Source organism: Micrococcus cohnii, from assembly GCF_014205175.1.
In the GTDB taxonomy this organism is placed as follows: Bacteria; Actinomycetota; Actinomycetes; order Actinomycetales; family Micrococcaceae; genus Micrococcus; species Micrococcus cohnii.
The window spans coordinates 312,276-335,180 of sequence record NZ_JACHNA010000001.1 but is presented as its reverse complement, the minus strand read 5'-3'; the positions used below and the strand labels follow the sequence as shown (position 1 = coordinate 335,180).

General features: G+C 66.7%; 25 protein-coding genes and 1 pseudogene. 13 read left to right on the top strand and 13 right to left on the bottom strand.

The window, feature by feature from the left end; translation table 11 throughout:
- Nucleotides 1-47 precede the first annotated feature (47 nt).
- The 3 genes from glsA to HDA30_RS01555 form a co-directional block, all read right to left on the bottom strand.
- Complete coding sequence (gene glsA / locus HDA30_RS01565; RefSeq protein WP_184240906.1) at nucleotides 48-1,046, bottom strand: glutaminase A; 999 nt, start codon at nucleotides 1,044-1,046, stop codon at nucleotides 48-50.
- 80 nt (nucleotides 1,047-1,126) lie between these two features.
- On the bottom strand, nucleotides 1,127-2,722 hold the full coding sequence (locus HDA30_RS01560; protein WP_184240905.1) for an AbgT family transporter: 1,596 nt from the start codon (nucleotides 2,720-2,722) through the stop codon (nucleotides 1,127-1,129).
- Between the two features lie 156 nt (nucleotides 2,723-2,878).
- Nucleotides 2,879-3,604 carry a DUF6882 domain-containing protein gene (locus HDA30_RS01555; protein WP_184240904.1) on the bottom strand — a complete coding sequence of 242 codons (726 nt, stop codon included), beginning with the start codon at nucleotides 3,602-3,604 and terminating at the stop codon, nucleotides 2,879-2,881.
- A gap of 203 nt (nucleotides 3,605-3,807) precedes the next feature.
- Between HDA30_RS01555 and brnQ the strand changes: the two genes are divergently transcribed.
- A complete protein-coding gene (gene brnQ, locus HDA30_RS01550; RefSeq protein ID WP_184240903.1) occupies nucleotides 3,808-5,211 on the top strand; it encodes a branched-chain amino acid transport system II carrier protein in 1,404 nt (467 codons plus the stop codon).
- Between the two features lie 20 nt (nucleotides 5,212-5,231).
- Here brnQ and HDA30_RS01545 read toward each other — a convergent pair whose 3' ends face one another.
- Nucleotides 5,232-5,474, bottom strand: coding sequence for a hypothetical protein (locus HDA30_RS01545; protein WP_184240902.1), 243 nt, complete (start codon nucleotides 5,472-5,474; stop codon nucleotides 5,232-5,234).
- Between the two features lie 136 nt (nucleotides 5,475-5,610).
- Here HDA30_RS01545 and HDA30_RS01540 point away from each other — a divergent pair, with 136 nt between their 5' ends.
- The gene (locus tag HDA30_RS01540; protein WP_184240901.1) at nucleotides 5,611-6,006 is read left to right on the top strand and encodes a hypothetical protein; all 396 of its coding nucleotides are present in this window, start codon (nucleotides 5,611-5,613) and stop codon (nucleotides 6,004-6,006) included.
- 32 nt (nucleotides 6,007-6,038) lie between these two features.
- Here HDA30_RS01540 and HDA30_RS01535 read toward each other — a convergent pair whose 3' ends face one another.
- The 5 genes from HDA30_RS01535 to HDA30_RS01515 form a co-directional block, all read right to left on the bottom strand.
- On the bottom strand, nucleotides 6,039-6,623 hold the full coding sequence (locus tag HDA30_RS01535; RefSeq protein ID WP_184240900.1) for a Fic/DOC family protein: 585 nt from the start codon (nucleotides 6,621-6,623) through the stop codon (nucleotides 6,039-6,041).
- 2 nt (nucleotides 6,624-6,625) lie between these two features.
- Nucleotides 6,626-6,832 (bottom strand): antitoxin VbhA family protein, encoded by a 207-nt coding sequence (locus HDA30_RS01530; RefSeq protein ID WP_184240899.1) that lies wholly within the window; start codon nucleotides 6,830-6,832, stop codon nucleotides 6,626-6,628.
- Nucleotides 6,833-7,078: 246 nt separating this feature from the next.
- Nucleotides 7,079-7,357 carry a hypothetical protein gene (locus tag HDA30_RS01525; protein ID WP_184240898.1) on the bottom strand — a complete coding sequence of 93 codons (279 nt, stop codon included), beginning with the start codon at nucleotides 7,355-7,357 and terminating at the stop codon, nucleotides 7,079-7,081.
- On the bottom strand, nucleotides 7,329-7,961 hold the full coding sequence (locus HDA30_RS01520; protein WP_184240897.1) for a recombinase family protein: 633 nt from the start codon (nucleotides 7,959-7,961) through the stop codon (nucleotides 7,329-7,331). The genes HDA30_RS01525 and HDA30_RS01520 overlap by 29 nt, the downstream gene beginning before the upstream one ends.
- A 5-nt stretch (nucleotides 7,962-7,966) precedes the next feature.
- Complete coding sequence (locus tag HDA30_RS01515) at nucleotides 7,967-8,353, bottom strand: hypothetical protein (protein ID WP_184240896.1); 387 nt, start codon at nucleotides 8,351-8,353, stop codon at nucleotides 7,967-7,969.
- 504 nt (nucleotides 8,354-8,857) lie between these two features.
- Here HDA30_RS01515 and HDA30_RS01510 point away from each other — a divergent pair.
- The gene (locus tag HDA30_RS01510) at nucleotides 8,858-9,454 is read left to right on the top strand and encodes an SLATT domain-containing protein (protein WP_184240895.1); all 597 of its coding nucleotides are present in this window, start codon (nucleotides 8,858-8,860) and stop codon (nucleotides 9,452-9,454) included.
- Complete coding sequence (locus tag HDA30_RS01505) at nucleotides 9,451-10,749, top strand: nucleotide-binding domain-containing protein (RefSeq protein WP_184240894.1); 1,299 nt, start codon at nucleotides 9,451-9,453, stop codon at nucleotides 10,747-10,749. The genes HDA30_RS01510 and HDA30_RS01505 overlap by 4 nt, the downstream gene beginning before the upstream one ends.
- 255 nt (nucleotides 10,750-11,004) lie before the next feature.
- Here the strand turns inward: HDA30_RS01505 and HDA30_RS01500 are convergent, their stop codons facing one another.
- On the bottom strand, nucleotides 11,005-11,526 hold the full coding sequence (locus HDA30_RS01500; protein WP_246418675.1) for a DUF4188 domain-containing protein: 522 nt from the start codon (nucleotides 11,524-11,526) through the stop codon (nucleotides 11,005-11,007).
- Between the two features lie 130 nt (nucleotides 11,527-11,656).
- Here HDA30_RS01500 and HDA30_RS01495 point away from each other — a divergent pair, with 130 nt between their 5' ends.
- Entirely contained in the window at nucleotides 11,657-12,334 is a 678-nt protein-coding gene (locus tag HDA30_RS01495; protein ID WP_184240893.1) for a MerR family transcriptional regulator, read from the top strand.
- A 167-nt stretch (nucleotides 12,335-12,501) separates the two neighbouring features.
- On the top strand, nucleotides 12,502-12,858 hold the full coding sequence (locus HDA30_RS01490; RefSeq protein WP_221419031.1) for a hypothetical protein: 357 nt from the start codon (nucleotides 12,502-12,504) through the stop codon (nucleotides 12,856-12,858).
- A 76-nt stretch (nucleotides 12,859-12,934) separates the two neighbouring features.
- Here the strand turns inward: HDA30_RS01490 and HDA30_RS01485 are convergent, their stop codons facing one another.
- Both HDA30_RS01485 and HDA30_RS01480 read right to left on the bottom strand, forming a co-directional pair.
- A complete protein-coding gene (locus tag HDA30_RS01485) occupies nucleotides 12,935-13,294 on the bottom strand; it encodes a hypothetical protein (RefSeq protein ID WP_184240892.1) in 360 nt (119 codons plus the stop codon).
- A 30-nt stretch (nucleotides 13,295-13,324) separates the two neighbouring features.
- Complete coding sequence (locus tag HDA30_RS01480; RefSeq protein ID WP_184240891.1) at nucleotides 13,325-13,585, bottom strand: hypothetical protein; 261 nt, start codon at nucleotides 13,583-13,585, stop codon at nucleotides 13,325-13,327.
- 85 nt (nucleotides 13,586-13,670) lie between these two features.
- Here HDA30_RS01480 and HDA30_RS01475 point away from each other — a divergent pair.
- Nucleotides 13,671-14,582 (top strand): annotated as a pseudogene (locus tag HDA30_RS01475) (transposase family protein).
- 26 nt (nucleotides 14,583-14,608) lie between these two features.
- On the opposite strand, the gene HDA30_RS01470 reads toward HDA30_RS01475, so the two are convergent.
- Nucleotides 14,609-17,191: an excinuclease ABC subunit UvrA gene (locus HDA30_RS01470; protein ID WP_184240890.1), complete on the bottom strand. Its 2,583-nt coding sequence runs from the start codon at nucleotides 17,189-17,191 to the stop codon at nucleotides 14,609-14,611.
- 1,025 nt (nucleotides 17,192-18,216) lie between these two features.
- Here HDA30_RS01470 and HDA30_RS01465 point away from each other — a divergent pair.
- The 6 genes from HDA30_RS01465 (at nucleotide 18,217) to HDA30_RS01440 (ending at nucleotide 22,900) form a co-directional block, all read left to right on the top strand.
- The gene (locus HDA30_RS01465; protein ID WP_184240889.1) at nucleotides 18,217-18,468 is read left to right on the top strand and encodes a hypothetical protein; all 252 of its coding nucleotides are present in this window, start codon (nucleotides 18,217-18,219) and stop codon (nucleotides 18,466-18,468) included.
- A 79-nt stretch (nucleotides 18,469-18,547) separates the two neighbouring features.
- Nucleotides 18,548-19,405, top strand: coding sequence for a tyrosine-type recombinase/integrase (locus HDA30_RS01460; protein ID WP_184240888.1), 858 nt, complete (start codon nucleotides 18,548-18,550; stop codon nucleotides 19,403-19,405).
- 45 nt (nucleotides 19,406-19,450) lie between these two features.
- Nucleotides 19,451-19,942 (top strand): hypothetical protein, encoded by a 492-nt coding sequence (locus HDA30_RS01455; protein ID WP_184240887.1) that lies wholly within the window; start codon nucleotides 19,451-19,453, stop codon nucleotides 19,940-19,942.
- A 22-nt stretch (nucleotides 19,943-19,964) separates the two neighbouring features.
- Nucleotides 19,965-20,252, top strand: coding sequence for a glutaredoxin family protein (locus tag HDA30_RS01450; protein ID WP_184240886.1), 288 nt, complete (start codon nucleotides 19,965-19,967; stop codon nucleotides 20,250-20,252).
- Nucleotides 20,253-20,399: 147 nt separating this feature from the next.
- On the top strand, nucleotides 20,400-21,767 hold the full coding sequence (locus tag HDA30_RS01445) for a MinD/ParA family ATP-binding protein (protein WP_184240885.1): 1,368 nt from the start codon (nucleotides 20,400-20,402) through the stop codon (nucleotides 21,765-21,767).
- Entirely contained in the window at nucleotides 21,764-22,900 is a 1,137-nt protein-coding gene (locus HDA30_RS01440; protein WP_184240884.1) for a transglycosylase SLT domain-containing protein, read from the top strand. Before HDA30_RS01445 ends, HDA30_RS01440 begins: the two co-directional genes overlap by 4 nt.
- Nucleotides 22,901-22,905 lie beyond the last annotated feature (5 nt).

Sequence of the window (22,905 nt, the reverse complement as noted above, 5' to 3'; positions counted from 1 at the left end):
TTGGAACGGAGCCATCGGGGCCGGGGCCGCAGGTGGGGAACCGTCGTTCAGCCGCCGGCATTCCCACCGGTGATCTCGCGCAGTCCGGCCATCGCATCCCGGTGGCGCAGCACGTGCAGGTCCCAACGCGCCGAGAGTTCCTCGAAAACGCCGATGCCGCGCACCGAGTTTCCCTGCCCGTCGAGCCGGGGCGACCACGAGGCGATGCCCAGCGCCCCGGGCACCGCGCCCATCAGAGCGCCGGAGACGCCGGACTTCGCCGGAATGCCGACCTCGGCCATCCACTGGCCTGAGGCGTCGTACATGCCGCACGAGAACATGACGGACATGGTCTGCTGCACGACCCACTCCTCGAGCACGCGCTCCCCCGAGACGGGGTTCACGCCGCCGGCCGCGATCGTCGCCGCCATCGTGGCCAGCTGTGAGACGGTCACCTCGACCGAGCACTGCGCCAGGTAGCCGCGCACGACCTCCGGGGCGTCATCGGGAAGCATGTCCGCGGCCTGGAGCATGTGTGCCAGGCCCAGGTTGCGATGGGCCCGCGCCAGCTCCGCATCGAGCACGTCCTGGGAGACGGACAGTTCCGCCGCCGCGAGGTCGCTGTAGCGCTGCAGCAGCAGGCGCATGCGCGCCTGTTCGTCGTCGCCGGGGATCAACGCATGGGTCATGATCGCGCCGGCGTTGATCAGCGGGTTGTACGGCCTGCCGTCGGCGTGCAGCGTCAGCTCGTTGAACGCTGCGCCGCTGGGTTCGACGCCGACCCGCTGCAGGACGGGTTCAAGCCCGCGCTCCTGCAGGGCGACCGCGTAGGTGACGGCCTTGGAGACCGACTGCAGGGCGAAGGCGCGCGACTCGTCGCCCTCGTCCGCCTGCACGCCGTCGGTGGTGCAGACCGCGACCGCGAAGGAGTCCGGGTCGCGGCCGTCCACGTCGGCCAGATAATCCGAGGGCTCCCCGCCGTCGGTGCCACGGACCTGCTCGATCACCTCGGCGAGCTCGGCCTCGAGGCGGCGCGGGTCGGTCTTCTTGTTCGGATGGGTGCACATGCGCCCCACCCAATCCCTCGTATGGACGCCGACGCAAGCGTTCGGGGCCGAGACGAGGGGCGGGCGGGGCGCTCAGCGGCTCAGGGCTCGTAGCGCACGGGGGCGTCCGGCCCGAGCGGCAGGTCCAGAACCATCCAGCCGATCGTCATTCCGCTCCAGGCGAGCAGGAACGCGATCGAGTACGGGAGCATCGTGGCCACCAGGGACCCAATGCCCATCTTCTTGTCGTACTTCTGCACCACCGCGATGATGAGCGCGAAATAGGTCATCAGGGGCGAGAGGATGTTCGTCGACGAGTCCGCGACGCGGTAGGCGGCCTGGGTGAACTCGGGCGAGATGCCCAGCTGCATCATGATCGGCACCATGATCGGCGCGAGCATCGCCCACTTGGCCGAGGCGGAGCCGATGACCAGGTTCACGAGGGCGACGAACAGGATGAACACGAGCAGCAGCGGAATGCCGGTCAAGTTGATCGACTCCAGCAGTGCGGCGCCCTTGACCGCGAGCAGCAGGCCGAGCTTGGACTCATTGAAGAACGCGATGAACTGGCCCGCGGTGAATGCGAGCACGAGGAACACGGACATGCCGGCCAGGGTCTTGGAGAGCTGCTCGACGACGTCGGCGTCGCTGCGGATGACCTTGGTGACGATGCCGTAGACCAGCCCCGGCACGAAGAACGCGACGATGATCACCACGACGAGCGAGTCCATGAACGGGGACTGCACCACGCCGCCGTCCTCACCGCGCAGCATGCCCCACTCGGGGACGATCAGCAGCGCGAGCAGGGCGACGGTCGCGGCGCCGGAGACCGAGGCCCAGATCAGGCCCTTCTTCTCGAGCCCGCTAAGCTTGACGGCCGTCTCGGTGTCGATCCGGCCCTCACCCTTCCACGGGCCCAGACGGGGCTCGACGACGAACTGGCTGACAAGGGTGCCGACGATCGTCAGCAGGAAGGTCGAGACGATGATGAACCAGTAGTTCATCGCCAGGTTCATGCCGTCCGCGTAGGCCGGGTCGATGGTGCGGGCGGCCTCGATGGTCAGCTCGCCGAGCATCACGTCGGTGCCCGAGAGCAGCAGGTTAGCGCTGAAGCCGGCCGAGACACCGGCGAAGGCGGCCGCCAGGCCCGCCAGCGGATGGCGTCCGACGGCCATGAAGAGGATCGCGGCCACGGGCGGCAGCACAACGTACCCGGCGTCGGAGGCGACGGAGGACATCACGCCGGCGAAAACGATGCCGGCGGTGACCAGGAAGTTCGGTACCGAGAGGATGAACTGGCGCAGCACCGTGCCGATGAGCCCGGACTGCTCGGCCATGCCGATGCCGAGCATCGTGGCGAGAACCACTCCCAGCGGTGCGAAGCCGACGAAGTTCTCGACCGCGTGCGTGAACATCCACTGCACACCGGCGGGCGAGAGGAGGTTGAACACCTCGACCTGGCCGCCCTCGACCGGGTCCTCGAATTTCAGGCCCATCGAGGAGAACACGGCCGACAGAACGGCGACGAGCAGTGCCAGCAGGGCGAACAGGGTCGCCGGGTGGGGCAGCTTGTTGCCGACGGTCTCGACCGCGTCGAGGAACTTCTGCGAACGGGGCCGACGGGTCGGCGTGGGTTCCGCAGGGTCCTGATCGTGCGGTGGCGGCGTGTTCTCGGCGGACGGGGCGGCGGTGGCCATCTCGGGGGCTCCTCGGTGACGGTGCGATGGACACGCCGCCGATGCCGTCAGGGCGCGCCCACGAGTGATGATGGACGCGGCACAGGCTACACAGTGCTGTATTTTATGTCACATTGTCGTGCGGGTCCGAGGTACGCGCAGACCAGAACGCGCGAATCAGAGCGAGGGCGCGTCGACCCGGGACAGCCGCCCCTGCGCATCGAAACCAAACGCGACGGTGCGCCCCGCGCCGTCGTGGAGCGTGGCACCAGAGCGGTGCGGACCGTCCCAGTCGAGGCGCCAGCCGAGGTGCTCGGACAGGCCCACCACCGCCGACCGGGCGTCCTGGCAGCGGGAGAACTCCTCGGCGACGCGCGGGAACCGCAGGACGATCTCGGCGATGGTGGGCTCGGGCACCTCGATCCCCTGCAGGTGGAGCACCCCCCGCGTGCCGCCACCGGCGGGGAAGGTGTAGTAGACGCCCGCGCGCACTGCCTCGACGGCGGCGAGCCCGGCCAGGTGGGCGAGCGCGGTGACCTCCGCATCCGAGTCGTGGGACGCGTCGGCGGCAAACGGCACCTCCGGAGCGACCAGCTCATCGATGCCGTACTGCTGGCCAAGGTCTCGAGTGGCGGTGGCTTCGGGGCCGGGAACGTCGTGACCGGCCCACCCCCACAGCAACGAGCGTGGACCGGGGGCAACGGAGGCGACGAGGGTGGGGGTGGCCGTGACGGACTGACCCGCCTCGCCCAGAAAGGCGAACTCACCGGCGTCGAGATCCACAGTGAAGGTGTAGTCCTGGCCGAGCCGCTCTAGGAGCAGGTCCTCGAGCAGCGACTGGCGGATCATGCCGTAGTACGCGGCGCGATCGGCGACGGCCTGCAGGCCCGGATATGCACCCACGCGGGCACCCCTCTTCTGACACGCCAGCCTGAACCGGCGCGCTCTATGGTGTGACTGCTGGAACTCTACTGCGTGTCACGGCAGGAGACCAGGGCGTCCTGCCCCACGGTACTGTCGAGTCCCGCCGATCCGCCCGCGGCCCCGGTGCACCGCCGCCGAGGCGCCGCCGGGCACCGTCGTCCCCTACGCCCGAGAGGTTCTCGATGCCCGTCCGCCTGCGCCCCGGCCAGACCCTGCTGCTGGCCTCCCTGATCTTCGGCCTGTTCTTCGGTGCCGGCAATCTGATCTTCCCGGCAGGGCTGGGCCGGGACGCGGGCGCGTCGGTGGTGCCGGCGGCTCTGGGCTTCCTGGCGACGGCGGTTGGCCTGCCGGTGCTGGGGATCGTCGCCTCGGCGGTGACGGGCTCACGCTCGGTGCGGGACATGACCGCGCCGCTCTCGCCGGTCTTCGCGGCCGTGTTCACGTGCCTGCTGTACCTGACCATCGGCCCGCTGTTCGCGACCCCGCGCACGGCGACGGTGTCCTACGAGATCGGCGTCGCTCCCCTGGTGGGCGACGGCGGCCCCTGGCTGACAGTGTTCACGGTGGTGTTCTTCGCGGTGGCGGCGGTGGCGGCGTTCCGGCCGGGGCGGCTGATGGACTGGGTGGGGCGCTACCTGACGCCGGTGTTCCTGGTGCTCTTGGGCGCCCTGTTCGTCGGGGCGCTGGTCTCGCCGATGTCGACGGGGGCCCTGCCAGCGCCGGGCGAGGCGTATGCGAGCGGGGCCGCAGGCCGGGGCCTGCTGGACGGCTACAACACGATGGACGCGCTCGCCTCGCTCGCGTTCGCCGTGGTGATCGTCGACGCGGCCGGCCGCCTGGGAGTCGAAGGCCCGCAGCGCATGGCCGTCGAGCTGGGTAAGGCGGGCGCCGTCGGCGGGCTGGGCATGGCGGCGGTGTACGCGGCGCTGGCGTACATGGGGGCGACCAGCCACGGCGCGCTGCCGGACGCCGAGGGTGGCGGCGACGTGCTGGCCGGCGCATCGAGCCACTACTTCGGGACCGTCGGTGCATATCTGATCGCGGCGATCGTGCTGGTGGCCTGCCTGAAGACGTGCATCGGGCTGACGGTGGCGTGCGCCGAGGTGTTCTCCGAGATGTTCGCCGGCTCCTATCGACTGTGGGCCAGCGTGTTCCTGGCGGTCTCGTTCGCGCTGGCGAACCTGGGGCTCGAGGCGATCATCGAGTGGTCGATCCCCGTGCTGATGTTCCTCTACCCGATCGCGATCGTCGTCATGCTGATCGGCCTGGCCTGGCGGTGGACGCGGCGGCGGCTGACGGTGGCCCGCTGCGCGGTGGCGTTCACGGCGGCCGCGGCGTTCTTCGACCTGCTCGCGGCCCTGCCACCGGTGCTCGCGGAGACGGCCCCGGTGCAGGCGCTGACGGGCGCGGCGGCGACGGTGCTGCCCTGGTACGAGGTCGGTTTCGGGTGGATCGTGCCGGCGGTCATCGGCGTGCTCGTTGGCCTCGTGTGGACGGCGGTGCGCGGGGCGGACCGTGACGAGACGCGCCGTGATGAGATGCGCCGTGATGAGACGGAGCGGCGGGGCGACGTCACGACCGGCTGAGCCTGAGCGCCGACGGGAGTTCAGCCTCGGCGGTCGTCCTGCGGACCGGCTCCCTCTGCTACGGAGGGAGCGTCTGGCTGCTCGGTCCGCTGGCCCGCGACGAGGGCGGCCACGATCACGACGACGACACCGGGCCCGATCAGGGCCCAGGCGAGCAGCCCCCTCCACTCGTACCCGGAGAAGGCCAGAGTGAGGCAGCCGACCAGGAGGAGCGCAGGCCCCATGAGGCGCAGGAGCACTCGCACGATCCCGTTCACACGCATGCCCGGAGCGTAACAAGGGCGGCACTCGTCACATTCGGCTCAGGCGTGCCGACTCCCTCGAAGGACTCTTGTTGATCCTGCTGTGAACGGCAGTGGACGATCGGTACCACCGAACACGAAAGGTGAGGAGGCGTCCATGAGCGAGACCTCGATCCAGGACGAACTAGAGGCACTCCGCGAACACGTCCGGGCGCTGTCCATCAGCGTCCAGTTCAACGATTCAGAGCCCCTCGAGGCCTTCCACGCCAAGTACGCCATCACGGGCAGCCATCGCACGGCGCTGCAGATTGCACTGATGGCCATTCTCGAGCGGGCTCAGGGTAAAAGCCCGACGCTGCCCCACGACGACGGGCTGCTTCAGCAGTACCCCAGTCTCGAGGACGTATGCCGGCCTGGGCCGATCGATATCGCTGAGGCCGTACGTCAGATCGGGCATCTGCTCTACGGCAATCAGGCTCGGGCGCTGGAGTACATCCAAGCGCACGCCGCTCGTGGGCTCGGCGCTGACGGCCACGCCGCCCTCGGCATCTGAGTTCGGCGTGCGCGCGTGACCGGGCGTTCGGTCTACTGTGAGCGGGTGATGCGCTGCATGAGCTCGCGGAGCTGGTCCTTGTCGTGCTCGTCGTTGGCCAGGCGGCAGGCGCGGTCGTTCTCGGCCCCGGAGACCGCGGACCAGCCGAGCAGCCATCCCGCGTCGTCGGCGACGCGAGACCAGAACAGTCGCTGCGTCCGACCGTTGCCCTCTCGGAACGGGTGGATGTAGTTCAGTTCTTCGTAGTAGTCCGTCAGCCCGTCCACGAACCCCGCGCGGTCTCGTCTGCGTAGGTGGTCGTCCTCTCGCAGCCGTTGGGCGAGGAAACTCGTCGCGGTCGGGATCACCGCCCACGGCAGGAACACGGCCGCGCCGTCGACGTTCTTGCGCATGTCCACGGTCCGAACCTGCCCGGCCCAGGTATAGACGTCCTGGAACAGGTGATGGTGAATCACCCTGAGCTCATCCAGGTCACGCGAGGCAGGCAACGGCGTGTCCAGCAACTGCATCCTGCGCCAATGCGAAAGGTCGCCCTCCGCTTCCTCGAGGGCGACCTTCTCTGTGATGCCGAGTCGGTTCCGGAGCACCCCGGCCTCAGGACCGACGTAGGGGTCCATGTTCAGTTCCGGCGATGCCGTGCCAGCGTCCGCGCCAGGCCCTCGTCCGCGGTGATCTCTCCCGCCACGAACCGTCGCGTGTCCGCCTTCGTCTCCTCGCTCAGCTCCAGCCCCTCCATCCGAAGGCTGTGCTCCGACTCTCGAGCGGCCCACGCGCGCTGAGCCTTCGTCGTCCGCACCTTCTGCCGAGTGCTCGTCTTCGCGGCCATGCTCGGACCCCCTTGATTCGTTGCCCTCATGCTACCGGCGGCACCCCTGACGACACTCGGCTCCCCTCACCCCGCAGGCCGCCGCCAGCCCCGCGAGCCCGTCTCGCCACGGCTGTCCGGCGGCGCCCGGCGCTCACGTCCCGGACCGGACCCTGGTCGGCCTCGGCCCTGCCCGTGATCAGATCACATCGCAGATGCTCACTCAGCTCCGGTGCCGTCAGCACGGACAGCGTGCGCTCGTGCCGGTCAGCTTCGCCCCCCATGCCTCCGAGCGTAGAGGTCCGCGTAGTCGCTCTCGGTGAGCTTGCCCGTGTCGACCGCCAGGACCACGACCCCGAACTCCTGCGGGTCGAGCATGTCGTACTCCGGGTCGTCGCTCGGCTCAGGCTTCACGTACGGGTACGCCGCCAGGTAGTCCAGCAGCTCGTCCCGGCCGACGCGGCCCGAAACGTAGTGGTCGATCGCTTCTTCCGGCAGCGGGGTACCCGCCACGCCCTCAACGGACAAAGTCACGGTGTTCTGCATGATGCCTCCTCTTTGTTCTCCAGCGTCTGCTCGTCACAGGCGCTGTGCTCGCCTGCCTTGACCCGCGAGATCGCCCGCGGTGAGACGGTGAGACCCCGTGCAGCCGGGCCACGTCCGCCCGCGATACCCCGGCCTCCAGGGCCGCGATGATCGCCGCCTGATCGGTCTCCGAGAGCACGCGCGGACGCCCGCCGACCCGACCATGCGCCCGCGCGTGCGCCAGGCCCTCCTTGGTGCACTCCACGGGCACGTCCCGCTCCCACTCCGCCAGCGAGACCAGCGTCCGCATCACCAACCGCCCGGCCGGCGTCGAGGTGTCCAGGTCAATATCCGGCGCCTTCACCCGCACCCCACGGCCGTCCAGCTCACGGACGGTGTGCAGCGTGTCCAACGTGCTCCGACCGAGCCGGTCCAAGCGAGTCACAACGAGCACGTCACCGTCGCGCGCCCAATCCAGTGCAGCCGCAAGGCCCGGACGATCCGAACGCATGCCGCTCACCTCGTCCTTGAACACCCGCTCAGCCCCCGCGTCCAGCAACGTCTCCTCTTGCGCCCGCAGCGATGTTTCCTGGTCGCGCGTAGAAACCCTGGCGTACCCAAGCACCGCCATCAGTGTCCCCCGTTCGCCTCCAGCTCGCGAGCTAGCGTCCGCTCCGCTGGGCCAAGCACCAGAGACGCCAACGCACTGAACAGGAACACGAACACGGCAGTGCCGCCGACTACCCCCAACATGTCTACGTCCTTCTGGCTCACATCCTCGTTTGCGATCAGGGCAACCACGCTGTTGCCTGCGAACGCCAACACCGCGGCACCCGCGCCAGCGAACGACTGCACGACCTTCCTCAGAACCACCACTCGCTCCAGCTCGCCACAGCCACCGCACTTATCCCAGACCAACACCGCCACAAGACCGGCGAACGCAACTAGTGCAAGCGTGACGCAGTAAAATACGTCGACGCCTGCCTGCCACAGGCGGAAGCAATTGACCAGCATCATCAAGAACCATCCGCCCCATACTGCCCAATAGATAACCCAGAACCGATGCCTCGAGCCTTCACTGCCTGCCATCCATTACCCCTTGTCTCTAACGGTCGTTTGTGATGCACGAGGATCGGCACGAGACAGTCGATCTCACCTTCGCGCCGGTAGTTCTCGATTCTGGAGGCGCGTGGAGTCGTGCTCTGCGTGAGCGAAGAGGACATCGAAGGCTTCGCCGATCTGCCTATAGACCGCTGGCGCTTCCCCTCGAAGACGTAACAGCATGTATACCCGGACTGACGCTGACCCGATGCTTGTGTGTACAGCTCCGTCCCCCTACCCATACCAGGCGGCCTGGGGTATCACTCGAGTAGTCCCCCACGCCGACTCTTCTCCTGACGCCGGTCGGTGTCTAAGTCCGGCTAACCGCCTACCATTGACCTAAGTACACCCCGCCGGGCACCTAGAAGCCGACAGGTCTTTCACGTGAGCCCAGGTTGGAACATCGATGAGCGGAGTGGCATGACCAACGGCGAAGTAGCATCGATCGATCGGGACCCGATTCTGCTCGCGGAGGTGCGTGAGTCCTTCGGGCGCGTGGCCTACAGCCATAAGACCCATGAGAAGCAAGCCGACATCTGCTTCGTCAGACATCGGTGGCTGCAGGGCGCTCTCATTACGCTCACCGCTGCTAGCTCCACTACTTTCCTGGTCACCGTGCTCGGCCTCTTCGGTAACTCTGTCGTGACGAGTCTGACCACCTCCTTCATCGCTCTGGCGGTCACTTGGATCACCCTCGGTGTTAAGACATTCAAGTTCGCGGAAGAGGCGGACGACCATCGCAGGGCGGCCTCAGAGCTATGGGACGTCCGCGAGTCGTACATCTCCCTGATCGCGGACCTGATGTCGGGCACCGTGAGCCATGCCGAAGCCCGAGAACGGCGCACCGAACTCCAGGAGAAGGCTCATACTGCATACTCCGACGCGCCGAGGACCACCTCGAAGGCCTACACCCGCGCGAAGGACGCACTTAAGAACAAGGAGGAGCTGACGTTCACGTCCCGCGAGATCGACCACCTCCTCCCAGAAGCTCTTCGGCTCAACGAGAGCCAGGGATGAGCGAGAAGACATCAGAGATTTTCGGCACGCTGCTTCAGAACCTTAAGGTCGGCGATGCGGCCAGCGCCGTGGCCTCCCGTCGAGACGAGATCACCAAGGCACTCAACAGGGACTTCCGCAGCAAGGATGGCTGCACCGACTACCAGCTCATGGTCGGCTCCTTCGGACGTCACACAGCCATCAAGGGCGTGTCCGACCTTGACATGATCTTCATCCTTCCGCCCAAGATCCGGCCGAACTACGACGCGGAAACGGGGCCCCGGCGGATGCTCGAACGCGTCCGCGACGCCCTAACGGCACGGTACCCAACCACTTCCGTCCGGGTCGACCAGTGCGTCGTACGAGTTCAGTTCATCTCCAACGCCTTCAAGTTCGAGGTCCAGCCGGCGTTCGCGAACGCCGACGGGAGCTTCGACTACCCGGACACGAAGGCTATGGCCTGGAAGGTCACCAAGCCGCGCGAGGAGATCGCGGCGACCAAGGAGTGCAACGACCTGACCTCAACGAACATGCGGCACCTTGCCCGCCTGGCCCGGGCTTGGAAGAACCACAACGGGGTCAACATGGGTGGGCTGCTCATTGACACCCTCGTGCACCGATTCTTCTCACAAACCCGCAACTACGACTCGGCAGGCACCGGTTCCTTCGCCCTGATGGCCCGGGACTTCTTCGCGTTCCTCAAGGACGAGCCGGACAAGGAGTACTACCTCGCGCTTGGCAGCAATCAGCGTGTGAAGGTGAATGCCCGATTCCAGCCGAAGGCTGCGACGGCGTACAACCGCTGCCTCGAGGCGATCGTAGATGAGGGAAAGGTGTCGGCCAACAAGAAGTGGCGTGAGGTCTTCGGCACCTCTGTCCCGCTCGAGACTAGCGAGTCCGCGCGTTCGTTCGATAACACCGAGCAGTTCATCGAAGACCAGCACCCGGTGGACATCACTCACTCAGTAGAGATCGACTGCCAGGTCACACAGAACGGATTTCGTCGGTTTTCTCTGCGAGAGATGCTGCACTCCCGTGCCCCGCTCATGGCGAACAAAGACCTGCGGTTCGAGGTCACGCGTTGCACGGTCCCCCTCCCCTACGTGGTGAAGTGGAAGGTACTGAACCGCGGCCCTGAGGCTGAGCGCCGAAACAACATCCGCGGGCAGATCATCGACTCAAGCGAGCCCAACGTCCGTAAAGAACGGACGCGCTTCCGAGGGGCCCATGTCGTCGAGTGCTTCGTACTAAAGGAGGGTGTGGTGGTCGCCCGCGACCGCATCGATGTGCCGATCAGTAATACGAGCGGCCGCTAAAGGTACTGACCCCTACCGGTACCAGGTGCTCGACACCACGCGGCCGCACCTCTCGCTTCCCCCAGCCTCACCTGACTAAAGCAACGGCAGGAAGTCTCACGCAATAACGGACATTTCTGGCAGGCCGAAGCTTCGCCACCACCCGCGGGCTCCCGGGGGCACCGAGCCGCCGGTTGAAACGGGGGCGGACACGTTGACGGGGCCGCCCTCGTCGCGCTCTCTCCTGGAACGCTCTGCGACAGAAGGGCTCTTGGATCATGAGGCCGGGGCGAGTCGGCCGCCCCCGTCCAGCCGTTCCCTGGCGGTGCGGCCCCGCCGCTCGACGGGGACGGTCCCCGCAGCGGCGCCGAGCCCCACCCGGGCACCCCCCACGTAGACCGTCTCCACTCCACCCGGACGCACGGCGTAGGTCTCATGCCAGATGCCGACCGCGTCCGGGTGCCGCCGGGAGGCCCGGTTGAAGGCCCGCCAGGCCGGCAGATGCTCCTGATCCGCATCGTGGGCGTAGGCGTAGAGGTGCTCCACACTGCGCCAGTACTGAACCACCCAGGGCCCCCGCGCACCCAGCAGCGTACTGGCCCCCAGGAAGCCCACATCCGACCCCCGCCCCGCGGCGGCGGCGTCCTTGGCACGGTGCAACTCGGCGAGCATGCGCGGCATGGCGGCCGCCACCGGCGCCCACAGGTCAGGGCGGTGGGGCTTGCGGATCGTCATACCGACGTGGAAGACGACGAGGCCCTGCGAGGTGTCCAGGGCATGGGTGACGGGCATGGTCATGGTGCCTCCTGCATTCAGGCGCGCCTGGCTGGCGATGTGCGGTGGCGGGGGCCGGGGCGCACCCTGTCGTTATTGGATAGTACGACTATCCAGCATGAGGGCACGCCGTGTCCAGGGTTAGGGTTCGTCCGTGAGGATCTCCGCTCTGTCCGAGGCCACCGGGGTGCCCGTGCCCACGCTGAAGTTCTACCTGCGCGAAGGGCTGCTCCATCCCGGAGAGGCGACCTCCCGCACGCGGGCCGAGTACGACGCGACCCATGTGCAACGGGTGCACCTCGTCCGGGCGCTGCGGGAGATCGGGGGACTGGAGGTCGGCGCCGTCGGCCGCCTGCTGCGCGCCCTGGAGAACCCGGAGCTCACCCGCCTGGGGGCGATGGCGGCAGCCCAGGAGGCCCTCCCACCCCTGACCGCGCCGTCGGTCGAGAGGCAGGACGTGGTGGAGCCAGAACCCGCCCCGCACACGTCACGTGCGCAGGCCCTGCGGCTCGAGCAGGCCTGGCGCGTCGACCCGAGCGATCCCCTGCTCGCCCAGATGGACGCCGCCCTGGACGCCTGCGCGGCAGCGGGCCTGGACCTGGACCATGCCCGCCTGGGCCGCTACGCCCGGGCAGTGCAGGCCGTGGCGGTCGAGGACCTGGCCTCCGTCCCCGACGACCCCGTCGCCGCGATGCGCCAGGTTGTGCTGGGGACCGTCCTGCTGGATCCCGTGCTCGCGATCCTGCGCCGCCTCGCGCAGCAGGATGTCGCCAACCGCCCCAGCGGCGCGCTCGATGCGGACACCCTTCCTGAGTGTCACCGGAACGACTAGAATGGTCGTTTGCGGCTGTCCTGGATCGCGCCAGAACTCTGGACACCCTGCGCGGTTGCGGCACTCATTCCTGCGCCTCTCGGGCTGTGTCATTCCCTCCTGCACGTCAGATCGTCATCGCCGCAGACTCCGACCGCTTGCTGTGAGTCGTCAGGCATCCTTGATGCATGAGAATCACATCTTACGGAAACCGTCTGGCGAGCATGGGCGCTCGAATCATTGTCGAGGTCACGGAAGGGCCAAGGCCTGAGCTGCGACTGCGCGCCCCGTTCTACAAGCGAGCCATCGCCGTCTCCGACATCGCTTCGCTCACCTACAACCACGACGACGGCATGAACCACGGGCTCGTCAACTGGTTCGTCACCGGACGGGCTTCATCTCCTCACGGGGTCCGGCTCAACACCGGAGGCAAGGCCCGCCTCGTCATCGAGACCCACGACGGACGGCTTTACAACGTCGTCGTGGACGACATGGATCAGGCAGAACGTCTCACCTGCGCCGTCCAAGAGGCTCAGGGTCACTGAATCGGCATAAACGGTCGTTTTTGGCGTCCGGCGGAAGTCCCGCCTAACACCCCGGATGTCGGCCCGCTACCCATGCCTAAACCCTTGCCATAACCTTATGTGCCGCAACGCGCCCGCGTCTCGTTTCTGGCACGCCCATCCAGCGCGTGAAGTGGAAGTGACGGTAGGGATCGCGGTAGCTGGACTCCTCCTCAGGCACGCGCTCGACCCAGCCCGCCGGCACCCACGCCAACACCGGCGCGCCCACCGGGTCCGGCGTGCACTTGAGCAGCACATGCGTGGGCGACCAGCGGCAAACCGCGGCATCGACCGGCCCGAAGTCCGGCCCCTCACCACGCACGACCAGCTCCTCACCGTAGGTCTCCGACTCGACCTCGTACGACGTCAGGAACGGCGGCCCCTCGTAGACATGAATGTGGTCCTCCAGGCAGTTCACCTACCCAGAGGACCACACGACCACGAGACGTTAGGCCGTCTCCTCATCCCCGTCCTCGTCGTCTTTGAGCGCAGTCCAAGGGTGAGCGTCCGAGGACTGCTCCCACTCCACGAACACGTCATCGCGCCCCGTCCGCACGCTCACGCTGAACGCCATCTCGTCGGCCGCGGACGACTCGACTGACAGCGTCGCGTCCGTGCCCTCGACGGCCTTCGCTGCCATGCCGACCGGGTTCGACACCGCAACCTGCCCGCCCTCGGTGTCAACGATCTTCGCGCGGACGTAGCGCACCTGCCCCTCACTCGGACGGGGCGAGCTAAGGTCGGGGCTGCTGCACCGATAGGTGACATCTGATCTAGCCTGCCCACAGGGCAGACTGGAAGGATGTTGCTGTGCCCGCACTCGTGAAGACGGCGTGACCCTGGCCCAGATCGCCAAGGACTTCGGTATCCACGAGATGACCTTGTCAAAGTGGATGCGCCACGCCGACATTGACAACGGTGCCAAGCCCGGCCTCTCGAGAACCGAGGCCACAGAGAACTGAGAAAACGAGTCCGTCATGCTCGAGCAGGATAACGAGGTCCTGCGTCGAGCGGCTGCGTATCGCTTGCAGGCGAACCTGCCGTCACAAGGCTCTACCCTCTCGTGAACGAGCTCGCTGCCGACGGGATTCCCGTCGCGGTGACGTGTCGGGTCTTGAAGCTCTCCCGCCCGTCCTACTACCGCTGGCTCAAACAGCAAGTGGCCCAGGTGAAGTCGTCGAGGCGTACCGCGCCAATGCCCTGCTGGAAGCCCACCGCTATGACTCGGAGTGCGGGTATCGCTTCCTGGCCGGTGAAGCCGCGAGTGCTGGCGGGGTGATGCGCGAGCGGACCGTGTGGCGGATCTGTCGAGACAACTAGTGGTGGTCGGTGTCCGGGAAGAAAGCGCGGCAAGAACGGGAAGAAGCCTGGGCCGCCGGTCCATGACGACCGAGTGCGGCGTGATGTCACCGCCGACGCGCCGAATCAGCTGTGGCTGACCAACACACCGAGCACAGGACCGACGAGGGCACGCTCTACCTGGGCTCGATCCAGGATGTGTTCTCCATGCGGATCGTGGGCTACTCGATACTGCAGAAGAACGTCCTGGACCGCACGAGGTGGAAGACCCACGAGGAGCTCCGGATCGCGATCATCACGTGGACCGAGCGCAAGTATCACCGTGGCCGCCGGCAGGCCCGTCTCGGCCGGTTGCGCCCATCAAGTACGAGGTCACCATGAACCCGGCCGTGAGTCTCGCGGCCTGAGCCCTCACCTGTCACCTATCGGTGCATCAGTCCCCGGTGGTGGCTGCCTGCAGTGCGGCGGCGATGTAGCCCGCGGAAGCACCGACGCCCTTGTCCGCAACGTGGGCGGGCGTACCAGCCGCAACCACGGTCCCGCCGGCGTCGCCCGCGCCGGGTCCAAGATCGATCACGTGATCGGCCACCGCGATGACGCGCATGTCCAGCTCCGCTGCGACGACCGTGTTGCCCGCATCGACCAGCGTCTGCAGGTGGGCGACCAGACGATCCGTGTCGGCGCAGTGGAGCCCGGACGTCGGCTCGTCCAAGACGTACAGGGTGTCTCCGCGCTGCGCACGCTGCAACTCGGTTGCAAGCTTGACACGCTGCGCCTCACCCCCGGAAAGCTCAGTTGCCGGTTGACCCAGCCGGAGGTAATCGAGTCCGACATCAGACAAAGCTGCCAGCGATCGAGTGATCTCCTCATCGCCCACGAAGAACCGGTTAGCCTCCTCGACGCTCATCGCCAACACGTCAGCGATCGTGCGTCCCCGCCACGTGACCTCAAGCGTTGATGCCTTGTATCGGGTGCCGTGGCAGTCGGGGCATTCGGTGTACACGGAAGGCAGGAAGAGGAGCTCGACCATCACCGATCCCTCGCCCTCGCAGGTCGGACAGCGCCCGCCGGCGACATTGAAGGAGAATCGGCCAGGCTTGTACCCGCGGGAACGAGCTTCCGGGGTGTCTGCGAATCGACGACGTACGTGATCAAACAGCCCGGTATAGGTGGCGACGTTCGACCGCGGGGTCCGGCCGATGGGCCGCTGGTCGATGACGACCAGCCGCTGTACACCGGTGACGGGCCCGACGACGCGCCCATCGAGATGTTCCGGCGCCTCCGCAAGGAGTGACTCGTCACTGACCGGCTCGTCATCGTCCCGGACAGCCCGGCCAAGGCGATCGCCAAGCAGCGACGGAAGGGCTTGGCTGACCAGACTCGACTTGCCCGACCCGGACACGCCCGTCACCGCGGTGAAGACACCCAGAGGGATATCGACCGTGAGGTCGTGCAGGTTGTTCCGCGTCACGTTCTCCAGGCGCAGCCAACTGCGTGCCTCACGGGGTGTACGAAGAGGGAGACCGCGGCCGCCGAAGAGGTATCCCCGTGTCACGGACTCCGTGATATCGGCGAGCCCATCGGGCGGGCCGCTGTAGAGCACACGGCCGCCGTGTTCACCGGCGCCGGGGCCGATGTCGACCAGCCAGTCCGCGTGCCGCATCACAGCCACGGAGTGTTCGACGATGAACAGGCTGTTCCCTCGCCCCTTCAGCCCATCCAAAAGCTCGAGGAGCGCCGCCACGTCCTGCGGATGCAGCCCCGCCGATGGCTCGTCGAGGACGTAGACGACCCCGAAAAGATCAGAGCTGAGTTGCGTCGCGAGCCGGAGTCGCTGCAGCTCGCCGCCCGACAGCGTTGGCGTCGTCCGGCTCAATGACAAGTAGCCCAGTCCCAGATCGACCAGTGGACGCAGCCGCTGCAGTACCCCTGAAGCGAGCTGGACCGCAGCAGCACGCTTCTCTGGTGCCCGGTTTGCGGTGGGTGGCACATCGGAAGAGGCGGCCTCGTGGTCCTCCACGCGTGCGACGACTCCCGCGAGGATCGTGGCAAGGTCCCGGAGCGGCAGTCGGGAGAATTCGGCGATGTCGAATCCTTCGAACGTGACAGACAGCGCCTCGGGCTTCAGCCGCTTGCCATCGCAGACCGGGCAGATCGCAGCGGTGAGGAACTGCGCGACGCGCCGTTTCATCGAGGCGCTCTTCGTGTTCGCGAACGTGTCCAGAATGTACCGGCGCGCCCCGACGAATGTGCCCGAGTAGCTCGGCTCCACGCCTGCTTCAATCGCAGCTTTGGACTCAGAGAGCGTGAGCCGGGAGTGGACCGGCACGGAGGGGGTCTCATCGGTATACAGGATCCAGTCCCGGTCCTTCTTCGGAAGGTCCCGCCACGGCACATCGACGTCGTAACCGAGAGCAACCAGCACATCGCGCAGCTGATGGCCGTGCCACGCGGTCGGCCAGGAAGCGATGGCGCGTTCGCGGATGGTGAGCGATGGGTCAGGGACCATCTGCTGCTCGTTCACCGTGTACACGCGACCGATGCCGTGGCATTCCGAGCAGGCCCCTTGGACCGTGTTCGCGGAGAAGTCCTCCGCATACAACATCGGCTGTCCATCCGGGTAGTCCCCGGCCCTGGAGTACAGCATTCGCACCAAGCTCGACAATGTGGTGATGCTGCCCACGGTCGATCGGGCGTTCCCGGAACCCCGCTGCTGCTGCAGGGCGACCGCCGGCGGCATCCCCGTGATCGAGTCGACATCGGGCACTCCCGCCTGATCGATCAGGCGGCGGGCGTACGGTGCGACCGATTCCAGATAGCGCCGCTGAGACTCGGCGTACAGCGTCCCGAACGCCAGCGAGGACTTTCCCGAGCCGGACACACCGGTGAAGACGACCGTTGCATCGCGCGGCACCGTGAGGTCGACATCCTGCAGATTGTGTTCGCGGGCGCCGAGAACACGAACGTCGGGCTGCACAGAAAGCTTCGGCGGCACGAACGATGAGGATTCAACCATGATCGAATGCTAGCCACGCACGGAACGGTCGGACGAACTGCGTCCGGAGGAGAGGGCTTCTGCACCGATGAGGGTCGACGCGTTGGCGCTGCCCGCCGGAGAGTTGTTCGACGAGGAAGCCCAAGGTCCCCTCACGCCACCGGTTGACGTTCAGCCCGGCGCTCCAGTTGGTCCCGTCAGGGGATGCCTCCCACTCAATCCCCAGATCATCGCGTCCGTTGAATACCGCGACGACGAGTCGCGGTCCAGCTGGCGTGGACGAAGTGGCCCGCACCGCCGCTTCGACCCTTCGACCTCCAGCCCCTTGTGCCGGCCGATCTTCTCGCACCCGGCGTCGTCCACCAGCCGGTACTCGGCCACGAACCAGTCCACCCAACGGCGCAAGGTGTTCCACGCCTGCCACGTCCTCCCAGTCCTGCGCCTCGTCGTCGTCGGCCCACGGCGAACCCATCAGACGAGTCCTTCCCTCGTGTACGTGCGTGCCGTCGCGCCGATCAGCGCCTCGATCCGACGGAACAGCTCTTCTCCGGCCTCACGGCCGTCAGCCCCGGTGAACCGCATGTACTAGCGCACGGCCACGGGTCGTTGGCAGACGTGGCAGCGACTCCCGACTTCGGCGTTCATGCGGCGTCCTGGCGCTGCCGGATCATCCTCGCCACGATCACAATCACCGGCAGGCGTGCGGTCGGCCGGCACAGGCCCTGACACGCCCGGCCCGTACACACTTTTCTGCCTATAACCCCACCTCACACGAGGCACCGCCGGGGGAAAGTGCTCGCTGACCACCGTGGCAGACCGAGAGCTTGTTCAAACACGACGAAGCCCCGCACCGATGACCGATGCGGGGCTTCCTCGTACGGCTCCCCCGACTGGATTCGAACCAGTAACCCTTCGATTACTTGTCAGTTTGGGACCACGCCATCGAGTCCACGATGTGCTGGGGACTGACCCTCTTCTCTTTGAGTGTCCGGGCCGGCGCCTACCGTGACGACTGATCAAGCCAGTACCGATCTGAGGAGTCCTCCATGTGGATCATCGTTCTCGTCGCCTTCTTCATCCTGTCCTTCGTCCTGTCGGGCATCGTTTCCTTCGCCCTGGACCCGGTGGGAAGCACCCTGAACTTTCTTCGCGTTGCCTCCTTCATGCTCGCGGGACTGACCGGCGGCGTCATGTTCCTGTTCGGCGCACCCTTCGACCTCGTTGGCTGGACCTTCGTCGTCTCCGCCACCGTCTGGGTGCTGCTGCTCTTCATCCCCAATCCACGACTGCGCTACTGACGCACTTATCCACATCCCGTGCCCGCACCCTCTCCAGCTGTGTGAGTGTGGCCATCCCAAGCACGGGATGGAGGGAACAATGCACAGCACCGAAGCTGACGCCGTTGAGGCATTCAAAGACTGGCTGGCTATCTACCGCCGCCCGCAGACCGTTCGTAACCGCGTGCACTACGCCTCACGGTTACGCGACTGGGCCATCGCCCACGACCGCCACCTCTGGTCGCTGACCACCCGCGACCTGACCCAGTGGCTCACCACCGTCGGCAACCATCCCGCCACGAGAAAGAACGCAGCCGACGCAGTTCGCGCGTTCTACCGCTGGGCAGTCGAAGACGGCCGCACACACGTAAACCCGTGCGAAACGCTGCCGAAGATCTCCGTCCCCCGCGGGATGCCCAAGCCGACCCCGGACACCGTGCTGAGACACGCACTGACCCGAGCCACCTGTGTCCAGGACGTCCTGATGCTCTACCTGGCCTCATACGGCGGACTCCGCGTCTCCGAGATCGCACAGATACGCGCCGAGGACTTCGCCAACAACGCCATGCGTGTCATCGGCAAAGGCGGGCATGTCCGCTACGTTCCCCTGCACCCTGCCCTGGTCGAGGTGCTGCGACATGCCCCGTCCAAAGGCTGGCTGTTCCCGTCCGAGAAGAACGCCACCGGCCACTACCTGCCCGCCTCGATCGCACAACGCATCCGCCGGCTATTGAACACTCCCGGCTGGTCGGCGCACAGCCTGCGGCACCGATTCGCCACCGCCTTCTACGAGGTCACCGCCGACCTGCTGGCCCTGCGCGATCTGCTCGGGCACGCCGACGTGTCCACAACCATGGTCTACACGCGCGTGGCCACCGGACGGCTCCGCACCCAGGTCAGCGAAATCCCCCGCCTCGAGGCGTCACTGCCGTTCCTCGACACGCAGGAAGCCAGCTGACCGTCGAACCCAGTCTGACCATCCATCACCGACGAGGAGTCAGACATGGCGATCAAGACCAAGCTGTCCGTCGAATTCACCTGCGGTCACACCGATGTGCTCGACCTGGCCCACGTGCCCGCCGGACGCCGCAGGGCCCACGCCTTCGGTCTCGGCAAGAACTACGTGTGCCGCAAGTGCTTCCGAGCTAAGGGCAAGGAGGAGCTGGAGCAGAAGAACCGGCAGACCCTGCTCGATGCCCAGACATTCGCTCAGGAACACGACCTGGACGAGCTGACCGGCACCGAGAAGCAGATCGCGTGGGCGACCCGTGTCCGCTACGAGGTGCTCTCCGAAATCGTGGACTCCGACGAAACCGAGGCCCAGCAGACCCAGGCTCAGGACGTGCTAGAGGCCGCGAAGGCGCTCACCCATTCCGGATGGTGGCTGGATAACTGCACCGACGACGACCTGACCGTCGATGACCTGGTTGAGCTGATCCTCACCGCCGAATCCGAGCCGTCCCAGGACCGCATCGAGACCGAAAATCCGTTCTGATGGAGACCCCGAGGAGAACACCATGCTCACCGTCTACGGCCAGCCGAACTGTCCGCCCTGCCGCATGACCGAGTACTACCTAAAGCGCGAGAACGTGCCCTACACCTATGTGGACCTCTCCAAGGACCACGCCGCCCTGGCACGGATGAAGGCAGCCGGCCACCTTCAGACCCCCATCATCCAGACCCCGACCCAGACGACCTCCGGTTTCAACGTGGACGCCCTGAAACAGGCCGTGGTCGAGGTCCAGGCCAGCACCGCGACCTACACGGACGACCCGGCCATCGACACAGGCGCTGACCGGAACTGACCGGACAACGACGTGGCCACCGGACACCCGTTGTCCGGTGGCCACGGACATGCCCGGCCACTGCCACACATTCACGGCCGGACACGGCGAATCCAGAACGGACAGACCCGGACACCCATTGTCCGGCCACGAACGGAGGGACACCCCATGACCACCACCCTGCATCTGACCGGCCAGGTCTGCCTGACGGACCCGACCGGCACCAAGCTCCCAGCCACGGACATCACCACCGCCCTGGCCACCGTCGTCAAGACCCGCCGCCAGGACAGCCCCGTGGTCACCGTGTCCGGCCACTACGAGGGCCTGACCATCGACCCGGACACCTGGACCGTGGACACGTCCGGACAGCTGACCGCCCTGACCGAACCTGCCCCGGCGACCACCCCGCACACCCTGACCTACGTGGCCTTCACCCTGACCGACCCCACCGGACACGCCTCCCCCGTGCAGACGAAGACCGTGTCCGCCCTGGCCCAGGCCGCGGCCAACCGGTCCAGAACGCCCGTGACCGTGACCTGCGACCTGCCCGGCGTCCACGAGCTGCACTTCTCTCCCGAGGATCACCAGTCCGCACCGGCGGAACCGATGGCCTCCACCGCTGAGGCGTTCGCCACCCGCACCCGCGCCGAGAAACACCGCATCGCCCCGGCCCGCACCGGCTGGCGTGGCGCACTCAACGAGGTACTCGGCCTGCGCCTGGCCCCTTCGGCCGACGAGCGACACGAGCGCGAGCTGACGGCCACCGTCCAGCGCGGACTGGCCGGCCACCGCACCGCCGTCGTGGTCAACATCAAGGGCGGGGCATCCAAGACCACCGCCACCTACCTGATCTCGGCCACCCTGGGACGGATGCGAGGCGGGACCGTGTTGGCCTGGGACAACAACGAGAACGCCGGGAACCTGGCCGACCGCGCCATCCAGGCCAACCACCACCGCACCGCCGTGGACCTGCTCGAACGCATCGACGACTTCCACACCCCCGAGCACGCCGACAAGCTCACCGGCTACGTCCGCCCCCAGGGCGACAACCGGTTCCATGTACTGGCCTCCCAGGACCACGCAGGCGACCGCGAAGTCATCAACGCCGACGCCTTCCGGAAGATGCACGCCGCCCTCAAGCAGTTCTACGGGCTGGCCGTGGTGGACACCGGCAACGCCTCCAACGCGCCAACCTGGCAGGCAGCCGTGGACGTGGCAGACGAGTTGGTCATCGCCATCACCAACAAAGAGGATGCCGCCCGCCGCGCGTTCGTGACCATCGACGCACTGCGAAAGGCCGGCCACACAGAAAAGCTGGCCAACTCCATCGCGGTGATCACCCAGCCCGCCCAGTCCTCCAACGAGCGTCTGGCCAAGGTCCGTGAGCTGCTGGAGGAGCATGTGCGTGCCGTTGTCGTGGTCCCCTTCGACCCGGCCCTGGACGAGGGCGATGAGATCGAGTGGGACCGTCTGTCCAAGGCCACCCGCCGGGCCTACCTGGAGGCCACCGCCGCACTGGTCGAGGGGCTGGGATGAAACGCTCGCTCCTGATCGTGACCGTGGCCGCTGTCGGAGTGCTCATTCTGCTGGTGGCCATGCTGCCCGTTCTGCTCGGCCCGGTATTCAGCACCGCGCGAACGGCCAGCACGGAGAGATCCATCGCGGAAATCTGTTCAGCCGGCGAACCGGGGCAGGCGCAAATCCCGGACAAGTACCGCGAGGACGTGGCCAACGCAGCCGAGGTCTCCGGCATCAGCCAGGAGATCATCGCCTCCCAGATTTTCCACGAGTCCAGGTGGCAAGAAGATGCCGTCTCATCCTCCGATGCCCGCGGACTCGCCCAGTTCAAGGCAGAAGCGTGGTCGCGGTTCGGCAACGGTGGGGACCGCTTCAACGGTCACGACTCCATCGCCGCCCAGGGGCGTCTGCTCGCCTTTCTGAAGAACGAGTTCAAGCCCTATGCAGACGGCGACGACGCACTACTCGTGAAGCTCATTCTCATCGGCTACAACGTGGGCTACGACAAGGTCCACAAAGCCCAGGGCGTGCCTCCAGGCTCCTCCGGCATCAACTACGCCGAGAAGATCATGGCGGGTTCAGCCGTCTACACCACAGACTGCGCGCCCGCCCCCGAGACAGGCGGGGAGGGTGTCGTCGTCTCCGGTGAATGGACTCATCCCTTCCCGGGTGCGTACTTCACTTCCGATTACGGGCCGCGCCCCTGTCCCAAGACGCTGAAGTGCACGAAAGAGGTCGCCAATCACAACGCGATCGACCTGGCCACCGGCACAGGCACCGGCTTCGCTGTCGCCCCCACCCAGATGGAGATCACCAAGGCCAATGGGACCGACAGGGACGGTGACCACCCGGTCTTCGCACGCCAGATCGCCGAACCCCACTACGTGATCAGCTACTGGCATTGCGCCTACGGCTCCCACCGCGTCAAGACCGGTCAGATTGTCGAGGCTGGCACCCCTATCTGCCAGGAGGGCATTACCGGTAACGCCGGCGGACGCCCCCACGTCCATCTCCAGTTCAACAAGCCCAGTGCATCCGACACCAGTTACGAGCGGTACACGACCGTTGACCCCGAGCCGATCCTTGCTGCCAACGGCGTCGACCTCTGCCCGCCCGGCCGAAACGTGACCGGCCCCTGCCAGGGACGCTGAAAGGA